Origin of the sequence: Rothia sp. (in: high G+C Gram-positive bacteria) (assembly GCF_015265375.1) — a bacterium.
In the GTDB taxonomy this organism is placed as follows: Bacteria; Actinomycetota; Actinomycetes; order Actinomycetales; family Micrococcaceae; genus Rothia.
Genome location: NZ_JABZXW010000065.1, coordinates 1 through 10877 on the forward strand (window position 1 = coordinate 1; position 10877 = coordinate 10877).

The 10877-nt window shown below is 60.5% G+C and carries 8 protein-coding genes and 2 tRNA genes; 1 reads left to right on the plus strand and 9 read right to left on the minus strand.

The window, feature by feature from the left end; all coding sequences use genetic code 11:
* Positions 1–95: 95 nt before the first annotated feature.
* The 9 genes from HXO69_RS07725 to HXO69_RS07765 all read right to left on the minus strand — a co-directional run bounded on the left by HXO69_RS07725 (position 96) and on the right by HXO69_RS07765 (position 7852).
* A complete protein-coding gene (locus HXO69_RS07725) occupies positions 96–737 on the minus strand; it encodes a DsbA family protein (protein ID WP_296546334.1) in 642 nt (213 codons plus the stop codon).
* A 173-nt stretch (positions 738–910) separates the two neighbouring features.
* On the minus strand, positions 911–2284 hold the full coding sequence (clpX, locus tag HXO69_RS07730) for an ATP-dependent Clp protease ATP-binding subunit ClpX (protein ID WP_296546336.1): 1374 nt from the start codon (positions 2282–2284) through the stop codon (positions 911–913).
* Between the two features lie 462 nt (positions 2285–2746).
* Positions 2747–3436 (minus strand): ATP-dependent Clp protease proteolytic subunit, encoded by a 690-nt coding sequence (locus HXO69_RS07735; protein WP_012903382.1) that lies wholly within the window; start codon positions 3434–3436, stop codon positions 2747–2749.
* Positions 3437–3441: 5 nt separating this feature from the next.
* Positions 3442–4095, minus strand: coding sequence for an ATP-dependent Clp protease proteolytic subunit (locus tag HXO69_RS07740; protein WP_005505718.1), 654 nt, complete (start codon positions 4093–4095; stop codon positions 3442–3444).
* A gap of 368 nt (positions 4096–4463) precedes the next feature.
* Positions 4464–5765 (minus strand): trigger factor, encoded by a 1302-nt coding sequence (gene tig, locus HXO69_RS07745; protein ID WP_296546338.1) that lies wholly within the window; start codon positions 5763–5765, stop codon positions 4464–4466.
* A 107-nt stretch (positions 5766–5872) separates the two neighbouring features.
* Positions 5873–5947 (minus strand) — tRNA-Pro (locus HXO69_RS07750).
* Positions 5948–6240: 293 nt separating this feature from the next.
* Positions 6241–6311, minus strand: a tRNA-Gly gene (locus HXO69_RS07755).
* A 61-nt stretch (positions 6312–6372) separates the two neighbouring features.
* Entirely contained in the window at positions 6373–7257 is an 885-nt protein-coding gene (locus tag HXO69_RS07760) for an Fpg/Nei family DNA glycosylase (RefSeq protein ID WP_296546340.1), read from the minus strand.
* Between the two features lie 103 nt (positions 7258–7360).
* A complete protein-coding gene (locus tag HXO69_RS07765) occupies positions 7361–7852 on the minus strand; it encodes a ribose-5-phosphate isomerase (RefSeq protein ID WP_005505713.1) in 492 nt (163 codons plus the stop codon).
* Positions 7853–8231: 379 nt separating this feature from the next.
* Between HXO69_RS07765 and pepN the strand changes: the two genes are divergently transcribed.
* Positions 8232–10781, plus strand: a complete 2550-nt coding sequence (gene pepN, locus HXO69_RS07770; protein ID WP_296546342.1) for an aminopeptidase N — start codon at positions 8232–8234, stop codon at positions 10779–10781.
* Positions 10782–10877: the final 96 nt, after the last annotated feature.

Here is a 10877-nt window from a genome sequence, read left to right on the forward strand (position 1 = left end):
GTCAGTACATGACCGGGCGGTACTTTTATGCTCTGCGACCTCAGACCCTACCGAGCCTCAGCGCACTGCAGGAATCTCAGCACGTTGCGGGAGTCTTAGGCTTCGCCATTTTCGCCGTGGAAAATCGGGCCCACGTTACGGGGGCGCTTCAGCTCAAAGAAGCCGGGGTAGGAAGCCAGCGCCAGGGCGCCGTCGAAGAGCTTACCTGCCTCTTCACCGGCAGGGCTCGGGGAAATGACCGGGCCGAAGAACGCGGTGCCGTTAATCGAAATCAGCGGAACACCCACATCGGTGCCGCCCACGGTCTCCAGGGCGAGGTCCAGGGATGCGCGCATCTGCTCATCGTACTGGTCGGTGAAGGCGACATCCACCAACTCTGCGGGCAGGTTGACCTCAGCCAGCGCCTTGACGATCGCGTCGCGGTAGGAATCAGCCTTGTTGCTGTTGTGGTGAATCTGCTCGCCCAGAGCGTCGTAGAGGGGCTTGATAACCTCGTTACCGTGCAGCTCACGCACGGCGGTGATGAGGCGGGTCGGCGCCCAGGACTGGTCCATCATTGCCTGGTAGTCGGCGGGCAGCTCGCGGCCCTGGTTGTGCATGGACAGGGAGAAGGGGCGCCAGGTCACCTCAACGTTGCGGACCTTCTGCACCTCACCAATCCAGCGGGAGGTAATCCAGCACCAGGGGCAAATCGGGTCGAACCAGAAATCGACCTGTGCGGGTGCGTTCTCAGCCATGAGTGTTCCTCTCTCATACGGTTGCGCCAGCCGCTTCTATGAGCTGGCGCTTATTCTTCGGTACACGCCCTTCAGCACATGCCAGCGAGCGGTACCTGCTAGTGAGCCGTCACCCCGTATAACCGGGGCGACGGCTTCTTTATTCCCTAGCCTGTTCGGCTGGAAGTATGCGGTTATGCCGCCTGACGGTCAGCTTTCGCGGCCTTCAGGGAGGCGGTCTTCGCCTCGCCCTTTGCGGTACGAGTGGTCTCGGCTTCGGGGTCGGGCGCCTGCAGTACGTAGCGGGGCTCGGCACCGTTGAGCACGGTGTCCTCACCAATCACGATGGACACCACGTCGGTGCGGTCCGGAATCTCAAACATGACCGGCTGCAGAATCTGCTCCATCATGGAGCGCAGGCCGCGGGCGCCGGTGCCGCGCTCAGCGGCAAGACGGGCGATTGCTGCGATGGCCGCATCGTCAATGATTAGCTCCACGCCGTCCAAGGCGAAGAGGTGACGGTACTGCTTGAGCAGCGCGTTCTTCGGCTCGGTCAGCACGCGAGCTAGCTCTTCTTCGTTGAGCTCGCTCAGGGTCGAGATGACCGGCAGGCGGCCAATCAGCTCGGGGATGATACCGTAGTGCGCCAGGTCCTCGGGCATGATCTGGTCCAGCGGGTTCTTCACGGAACCGCTCAGTTCAGCAGCGAAACCGATGCCACCGGCACCCACGCGGGCCGCGATGCGGTCGTCGATATTGTCGAAGGCGCCAGCCACGATGAAGAGAATGTTCGAGGTATCAATCTCAATGTTCGCATGCGCCGGGTGCTTGCGGCCGCCCTCCGGGGGTACGGTCGCCACGGTACCCTCAATAATCTTCAGCAGCGCCTGCTGCACGCCCTCACCGGACACGTCACGGGTGATGGAGAGGTTCTCGCCACCCTTACGGGCGATTTTGTCGATCTCGTCAATGTAGATGATGCCGCGCTGCGCCTTGGCAATATCGCCGTCAGCGGCGTTGATGAGGCGCAGCAGAATGTTCTCCACGTCGTCACCCACGTAACCCGCCTCGGTGAGGGTGGTTGCGTCGACCAGGGCGAAGGGCACATCCAGCTTCTTCGCCAGGGTTGCCGCCAGGTAGGTTTTACCGCAGCCGGTCGGGCCGAGCATCAGAATATTCGACTTGCCCAGCTCCACCTGCTCCCCCGCGGTCGCCGAAAGAATGCGGGAGGTCAGCACCGGGTTATCAATATCGTGGATGCGCTTGTAGTGGTTGTACACCGCCACCGCCAGGGTGCGCTTCGCCGCGTCCTGACCGATGATGTAGTCGTTGAGGTAGCTGTAAATTTCGCGCGGAGTAGCCAGCTGAGATGCAGGCGCCGCCGCGGAGGCTTTCACCTTCAGACGCTCTTCAGCGAGGATCTCTTCGCACAGCTCCACGCATTCGTCGCAGATGGAAACATTCGGGCCGAGCACAATCTTGAAAACCTGCGCGCGAGTCTTCTTGCAGAAGGAGCATCGCATGCTGGCGTTGGGCTGTTCGGGAGGCACAATGATGTCTGTGGCCACGAAGATTCCCTTTCGATCGGCGTGGTGAAATCGGTGCAGAAGGGTCAGTGACCTGATGTCTGCGGTGATTTCTCAGGAGGGGCACCGGCGGGTGGTGGGCGCCTTAGTTTGAGTGAGAAACCGGTATGAAATACTCGAATTTTCTCCTTCTCTAAGGCTACCGGAGTTCACCCCGGAACTCAGAATTACGCACCGCAAATGAACGGACTTACCGGGCATATGACAAAGCGCGTCTTTTATGACGGCGGCGAGGCTGATACTCCGGCATATGACGATAGGTATGTGACGATAAAGCCCGGCAAGAAAGCGCAGGTCAACGCCACATATCAGCTTGGTTCACCACCCCCACCCGGCGGGCACAAAAAGGGCGGCACCGCACCGCGCACCAGCCCGAAGGCTCGCACACGGAGCGATGCCGCCCCTCCCCCGAAAAACGCTCGGGGTATTCCTCAAAACTAAAGTTTAGGTGTGGGAAATAGCGGTGTTGGTCGCAGGCTTACGCAGCTTACGAGACTCCAGCACCTTATCGACCAGGCCGTACTCCAGGGCAGCAGCCGCAGTCAGAATGTTGTCACGCTCAATGGAACGGTCAACTTCCTCGTAAGTCTTGCCCGAGTGCAGTGCCAGGGTCTGTGCAGTCCACTCACGCATACGCATAACCTCGTTCGCGTGAATCTCAATGTCAGATGCCTGACCGCCCTGCTGGCCGCTCAGCGCGGGCTGGTGAATCAGCACGCGAGCGTTCGGCAGTGCCAGACGCTTGCCGGGGGTACCGGCAGCCAGCAGAACCGCCGCAGCGGATGCCGCCTGGCCCAGGCACACGGTCTGAATCTCGGGGCGGATGAACTGCATGGTGTCGTAGATGGCGGTCATCGCGGTGAAGGAGCCGCCGGGCGAGTTAATGTACAGGGTGATGTCACGCTCGGGGTCCTGTGCCTCCAGCACCAGCAGCTGAGCCATGATGTCGTCAGCGGATGCGTCGTCCACCTGGGTGCCCAGGAAGATGATGCGGTCCTCGAACAGCTTTGCGTACGGGTCCTGACGCTTGTAACCGTAGGGGGTGCGCTCCTCGAAGCTGGGGAGCACGTAGCGGTTGCTCGGCATAGCCGGCGCCGAGGTGGTGATATCGTTCGGCAGGTAGTTCATGTGCATCTCCCTTATGCGTTCTTCGATTCGGGCAGCTTACCGGCGGTGGTGGCAATGTGGTCGAAGAAGCCGTATTCCAGGCCTTCTTCCGCGTTGAACCAGTTGTCGCGGTCGTTATCCTTCAGGATGGTTTCCAGGCTCTTGCCGGTGCGCTCAGCGGTGATCTCTGCCAGGCGCTTCTTCATGTCCAGAATCAGCTCAGCCTGGGTGCGGATATCTGATGCGGTACCGCCAATACCACCGAGGGGCTGGTGCATGAGGATGCGGGCGTTCGGGGTTGCGTAGCGCTTGCCGATGGTGCCTGCGGTGAGCAGGAACTGACCCATGGATGCTGCCATACCGGTCACCACGGTCACCACGTCGTTCGGGATGAGCTGCATGGTGTCGTAGATTGCCATACCAGCGGTCACGGAGCCGCCGGGCGAGTTGATGTACAGGTAGATGTCTGCCTCGGGGTCTTCAGCCGAGAGCAACAGCATCTGGGAGCAGATGAGGTTAGCGTTGGAGTCGCGCACCTCGGAGCCGAGCCAGATAATGCGCTCCTTCAGGAGGCTGTTGTAGACGTAATCTTCCTGGGCACCAACGATGGGGGTTGCCATAGACGGCGCGGGCGCCACGCCGGCTGCCTGGGAGGCGCCGATGGGCAGAGGCATGTAGCTGGACATTCTTCCTCTTCTTCTCTAATGGGTCTTCGCTGCATCTTTGCGCGATTTACGCGCCGGAGCGCACGCGAAAAGTTTCGTTGCTACTACCTTACCGATAGTTGCCCTCCCCCGCTTCCCTTCGGGTTGTTCGTTCGCCAGGGGGTGAAGCACAGCGTGAAGCACAGCGCCCAGCATATGCGGTACTGACGAGCCTGCATGCGCATTCGGGGTGTTGCGGGGAGGAATTGCGGGCGAAGTAACTTGGGGTGAAAAAGAGCCTCAGCGGGCACCCAACCGGTAATTCGGTGGATGCCCGCTGAGGCTACACATTTCAAGCAATCAGCTCACACCCTCTAGCGGAGTGGCTTCTTGCAGACCGTGGCGGGGATTTAGGCAGCTGCCTCTTCGCCCTCGCCCAGGTACTTGGACAGGTCAACAACGTTGCCCTTGGTGTCCTTGACCACTGCGGTCTTCAGCACTGCTGCCAGAGCCTTGGAGCGGCGAACCTCGCCGACCAGTGCGCCAGCCTGGCCGGAGCCGTCCAGCATCTGTGCGAACTGGTTGGGGTCCATGCCGTACTGGGAGCTCATGGTGATGATGTAGTTGATCATCTCAGCCTGGTCAACGGTCACTTCTTCCTTGTCCGCAACAGCGTCGAGAACCATCTCGTTCTTGAATGCGGTCTCGGTGTTCTCGCGAACCTCGGCGCGGTGCTCCTCGGTGTCGTGGTCTGCTTCAGCGTTGGGGTTGTTGAAGTGCTGCTCGAGCTGGTCCTCGATAACCTTCTCGGGGACGGGGATCTCAACGAGCTCAACGAGCTTTGCGAGGACCTTGTCGCGTGCCTGGGTGCCCTGCTCGGCAACCTTAGCCTCTGCAACCTGCTTCTTGATGTCTTCCTTCAGTTCTTCGATGGTGTCGAACTCGGAAGCCAGCTGTGCGAACTCGTCGTCAGCTGCGGGCAGCTCGCGCTCCTTGACTGCGGAGAGCTTGACCTTGATGACTGCCTGCTCGCCTGCGTGCTCGCCACCGGAGAGCTTGGTCTCGAAGGTTGCGTCCTCGCCAGCGGACAGGCCGGTCAGAGCCTCGTCGATGCCGTCGAGCATGGTGCCGGAACCGATCTGGTAGGACAGGTCGTTTGCTGCGTCTACCTGCTCGCCGTCGATCTCAGCTGCGATGTCGATGGTCACGAAGTCCTTGTCAGCTGCGGGGCGCTCAACGGTCTTCAGGGTGCCGAAGCGCTCACGCAGAGCGTCCAGTGCCTGGACCTCGTCCTCAGCGGTGACCTCTACCTCGTCAACCTCAACCTCGAGGCCCTCGTAGTTGGGCAGCTCGATTTCGGGGCGGACGGTGACGGTGATGGTCAGCTTGACGTCTGCCTCACGGTTCTCGGTGGAGGGCTGGGACTGAACGTCCAGCTCGGGCTGTGCCAGGGGGGAGAGTTCGTTCTCGCCCAGTGCCTGTGCGTAGTAGTCGTTCAGAGCGTCGTTCAGGGATGCCTCGACGATGTAGTCGAAGCCCGCACGCTGCTCGATGAGCTGCTTGGGCAGCTTACCCTTGCGGAAGCCGGGAACGCTGATCTGACCCGAGAGGTTCTTGTAGGTGCGGTCCAGGTAGGGCTTGAATTCTGCGAAGGGAACCTCGACCTCAATCTTTGCGAGGGTCGGGTTGAGCTTCTCGACGGCGGTCTTCACGTCCGTGATCTCCTCATATAGTTTCGGTGCGGCACGAATCGTGTGTACCGCGGTTGCTTAGTGGAAAGAGCGCCACGACCTTGTAGCGTCGCGGCAACCGTTTCACGTCGGGGCGACAGGATTCGAACCTGCGATCTCCTGCTCCCAAAGCAGGCGCGTTAGCCAAGCTACGCCACGCCCCGTGAAACCGACCGTGTTGCACACTTGCGTGTTTAACACAGTCAGTGCCCTAGTTTACCTGTTTTCCCGCTAAATGCCCAACACAGCAGCTCGTGCGCGGTTTATTTCCACTGAGCGCGTACTCCCCTATCTCCCTTGGTTTTGTAGGGTGTTTTGTGTGGATGCGAGGTGGAGGGGATGACGAGCTGGAGCGTGCGGATTCCGAGCGCGCGAGGAAATAAATCCGCATGCGTAAGCGATTCCCTTCATCCCCGAGCACAAAAAATCCCCCCGACAACGTCGGGGGGATTGTGCGAGGGGATGACGGGAATCGAACCCGCGTAATCAGTTTGGAAGACTGAGGCTTTACCATTAAGCTACATCCCCGGAATGGAACTTGACTATAGTATCGAGGTTCCATCTGGACTGTCAAATATTTGAGCAGTTTTTAGACCTGGCAGCCGGGGCACCAGTAGAGTTTACGGCCGGCAATTTCTTCCATGCGGATGGTGGTTCCGCAGCGGCGGCAGGGCTCGCCGTGGTGCATGTACACGTAGTTGGCGTGGTCGGGCCACGCTTCGGTTTCGGGTATGCCGGGGCGGTCTTCCGGTTCGGTGGTGATAATGCGCCCCACGCGCACGCCGATGACCAGCAGGTGCTTATTGTCTTCCCAGAGTCGCCCCAGCTCCTCGTCGCTGAGGCTCTTGCAGGGGCGCAGCGGGTCAATTGCCTGGCGGTACAGCGATTCGGCGCGGAAGATATTGCCCACGCCGGAGATCGCCGCCTGATCCATCAAAATCACACCAATCGGGCGGGAGCTCTTGCGTGCCGCGCGGTAGAACTGTTCGGGGTCGGCGTCCGGGTTGAGCGGGTCGGGGCCGAGCTTGGAGCGAACGGTGCGCACCTCCTCCGGAGTGAGGGTACGGCAGATAGTCGGGCCCACCAGATCCGCCCAGCCGTGCTCCGAAACAATACGGCAACGCACCGTACTCTTCGGCTCGGGAGGACCGGCGTAAGGCTCACCCTCCCCCGCCGCATACTCCTTTTCACCGATCTTGCGGGGCGCACCAATGCTCGAGGCACCCGTGAACGTCTCATCGCCACCGAAGCTCCAGTTGCCGTAAATACCCAGGTGCACGTTCAGGGTCAGGTCGTTCTCGAAGGTCACAAACAGGTGCTTACCGTGCGCGTACGCGCCGGTGATGATGTGACCGTCCAGCAGGGCGGCACCCTCAGCGTAGCGGCCCTGCGGGGAGGAAACCTGCACGCGCTCGCCGGTGAAGACGTCACTGATTTGGCGGGCGATACGGTGGATGGAGTGGCCTTCAGGCACGGGTTCTCCTCGAAAACTTGTCGGCTAGAAATAGTGCGGATTATATGGAGTGCAGAGACGACTGAGGCGCATAGCCTGTACTATGCGCCTCAGATTTTAGAGCTTAGGCAGCGTCAATCTGCTTGCCGGCAATATCGCCGGTCTGCTCGTACTCAGCCAGCTGACCGATACGGCGTGCGTGACGCTCCTCGTTGGTCCAGGGGGTAGCCAGGAAGACCTTGATGATTTCCAGTGCTTCTTCCTTGCTGTGCTGGCGGCCGCCCACAGCTACAACCTGTGCGTTGTTGTGCTCGCGAGCCAGCGCCGCGGTGTCGTGGTTCCACGCCAGAGCCGCGCGGATACCATCAACCTTGTTCGCAGCCATCTGCTCGCCGTTACCGCTACCGCCCAGCACAATACCCAGGGAGTCCAGGCCAGCCTCGCGGTCACGCTTCACACCAAGGGCTGCGTTAATGCAGAACGAGGGGTAGTCGTCCAGCGGGTCGTAGTCGGCGGGGCCGTGGTCAATCATTTCGTAGCCCGCAGCGGTGAGGGACTCGATCAGGTAGTGGCTCAGTTCGAGGCCAGCGTGGTCGGTTGCGATGTGTACGCGCAAGGTACTCTCCTGGTGATTTTGTCTTGGTGTGACGTGCGTTTGTGCGTTCGTGGGAGGCGCCGGTTCTCAGTTCTGAGCGCCGTTGCTAGAGTGCGCCGCGCATCCATCAGGTGGGATACGCTTCCCCGTTTGGGTTTTTTCTGTCTTAACTGTATCGAATTCGCGCGGGTTCGGGTAATGCGGAGCCTTCTAGACCCCCACCTATACGGTAGACTGTGGGATATGGCACTTTTTGGTGTCCCGATTCGCCGCGCCCAAACTTGAACGCCTCCAGCGCTACGTATGCAGCGTCGCAGGAGCCGCGCACCTCGGGAACCAGCGCACCATGACAGGGCGTGTCAACACGGCACGCTATTCACATCTAAGGAGAGGGAGCTGTATGCCCGGCCTGAACCTAACCCGCAATGAGGCAATCGAACGCGCATCCATTATTAAGCGCGTGCACTCGTACCGTATTGAACTCGACCTGCCGAAGGACAAAGACGTCTTCTCCTCGAAGGTTGAAATTCGCTTCGACGCTCAGGAAGGTGCCTCCACCTTCATTGACGCCATCACCTCCTCGGTCAAGTCCATTAACCTCAACGGCGAAGAGCTGAGCACCGACCTGGCGGACGGCGAGCGCATCCAGCTGCCGAACCTTGCTACTGAGAACACCCTGGTCATTGACGCAGAGATGTTCTACACCAACACCGGTGAGGGTCTGCACCGTTTCGTGGACCCCGCCGACGGCGAAGTGTACCTGTACTCCCAGTTCGAGGTGCCGGACTCCCGCCGCGTGTTCCCCGTCTTTGAGCAGCCCGACCTGAAGGCTGAATTCGAGTTTATTGTGCGCGTTCCCTCGCACTGGGTGGTTGTGTCTAACCAGCCCGAGGTGAAGGTTGAGGAGAAGGAGTGCGGTTGCGGCCGTGCGAAGACTTGGTTCTTCAAGCCGACCCCGCGCATGTCTTCGTACATTACCGCGATTGTGGCTGGCCCCTACGAGAAGGTCACCAGCGAGCTGACCAACTCTGAGGGTCGCGTGATTCCGCTGGGCGTGTACGCTCGTAAGTCCCTCATGCCGTTCGTGGATGCTGAGGACATGTTTGAGCTGACCCGTCAGGGCTTCGAGTTCTACGAGGAGCAGTTCAAGACCCCGTACCCGTTCGAGAAGTACGATCAGCTGTTCGTGCCCGAGTTCAACGCCGGTGCGATGGAGAACGCTGGCTGCGTGACCTACCTGGAGACTTACGTCTTCCGCTCCAAGGTTGCGGAGGCTCTGCGTGAGCGCCGCGCTATCACCGTTCTGCACGAGCTGGCGCACATGTGGTTCGGTGACCTGGTCACCATGAAGTGGTGGAACGACCTGTGGCTGAACGAGTCCTTCGCTGAGTTCATGTCGACCCTGGCTGCTGCGGAGAACACCCGCTACGCCAAGGAGGCGTGGGCTACCTTCGCCGCTTCGGAGAAGACCTGGGCGTACCGCCAGGATCAGCTGTCGTCGACCCACCCGATTGTGGCTGAGATTCGTGACCTTGCCGATGTTCAGGTGAACTTCGACGGTATCACCTACGCAAAGGGCGCTTCGGTGCTGCGTCAGATGGTGGCGTGGGTTGGCCAGGAGAACTTCATGGCCGCTCTGAAGGTGTACTTCGACAAGCACAGCTGGGGCAACACCGTTCTGGACGATCTGCTGGTTGAGCTGGAGCGCACCTCCGGCCGTGACGTGCGTGCGTGGAGCGCTAAGTGGCTTGAGACCGCTGGTGTTAACACTCTCGCCGTTGAGATTGAGAACGACGAGGCGGGCAACATCTCTTCGCTGGGTATTCGCCAGTCCTACGCTGAGGGCTTCGAGACCCTGCGCCCGCACCGTGCCGTGATTGGTTTCTACAACCTGGTCGACGGCAAGCTGACCCGCACCGACCGCATCGAGCTGGACATTGACGGCGAGCTGACCGTGGTCGAGGAGGCTCTCGGCAAGAAGCGCCCCGACCTGCTGCTGCTGAACGATGAGGACCTGGCATACGCAAAGATTCGCCTGGACGAGCGTTCCATCGAGACCGCTATCAAGCACCTGGGTGACATTGATTCGTCCGTGGCTCGCGGCGTGGTCTGGGGTTCGCTCTGGGATACCGTGCGTGACGCTCAGATGCCGGCACGTAAGTACGTTGACCTGGTGCTGAACAACATCGGCAAGGAGACCAACTCCACCGCCCTGCGCACCCAGATTAACAACCTGTCCGCTACCCTGCACTCCTTCGTGGCTCCCGAGGCTCGCGAGGAGACCCGTCACCGTGCCGCCGACCGTCTGTGGGAGCTGGCATGCGTTGCAGAGCCCGATTCGGATGCTCAGCTGCAGCTGCTGCAGGCGTTCATCAACCAGACCCGCACCGAGGACCAGTACAACAATGTGCAGCGCCTCTTCGAGGGTGAGCTGACCCTTGAGGGCCTGGACATTGACGCTGACCTGCGTTGGAACCTGGTGTGCCGCCTGGCTACCGGTGGCCGTTTCTCCGCCGAGCAGATTGCTGCGGAGCTGGAGAACGACAACACCGCAAACGGCCAGCAGTACGCGGCTCAGGCGTACGCGTCGATTCCGACCGCGGAGGCTAAGGCTGAGTACTGGAACAAGATCATGGTGACCGGCGAGCTGTCGAACATGATTCAGCGTTACGCTATTTCCGGTTTCAAGTCCGGCAAGCCCGAGCTGATTGCCCAGTACGATGAGCCGTACTTCGAGCAGATTGAGGGCATTTGGCGTTCGCGTTCACACGAGATTTCCATGCAGATTATTGGTGGCATGTACCCGAGCGAGCCGACCGCTGAGCTGCTGGAGCGTACCGAGAAGTACCTGGCGTCCCTGCCCGAGGACGCCGCCGCTCTGTACCGTCAGATTGCGGAGGCACGCGACGGCGTGGCTCGTGCGCTGAAGGTTCAGGCGGCTGACATCTAACAATGCTTATGAGCTGAGGCGGGTTCACTGCCCGCTCTCATGAGTTTCTGTTCGTCCCCTTCTACCCCGATTCGGGGTGGGAGGGGACGTTTCTAT

Coding starts and splice junctions, on each gene's coding strand:
- HXO69_RS07725 (WP_296546334.1), bottom strand. CDS start 737: ATGGCTGAGAACGCACCCGCACAGGTCGATTTCTGGTTCGACCCGATT.
- HXO69_RS07735 (WP_012903382.1), bottom strand. CDS start 3,436: ATGCACATGAACTACCTGCCGAACGATATCACCACCTCGGCGCCGGCT.
- HXO69_RS07740 (WP_005505718.1), bottom strand. CDS start 4,095: ATGTCCAGCTACATGCCTCTGCCCATCGGCGCCTCCCAGGCAGCCGGC.
- pepN (WP_296546342.1), top strand. CDS start 8,232: ATGCCCGGCCTGAACCTAACCCGCAATGAGGCAATCGAACGCGCATCC.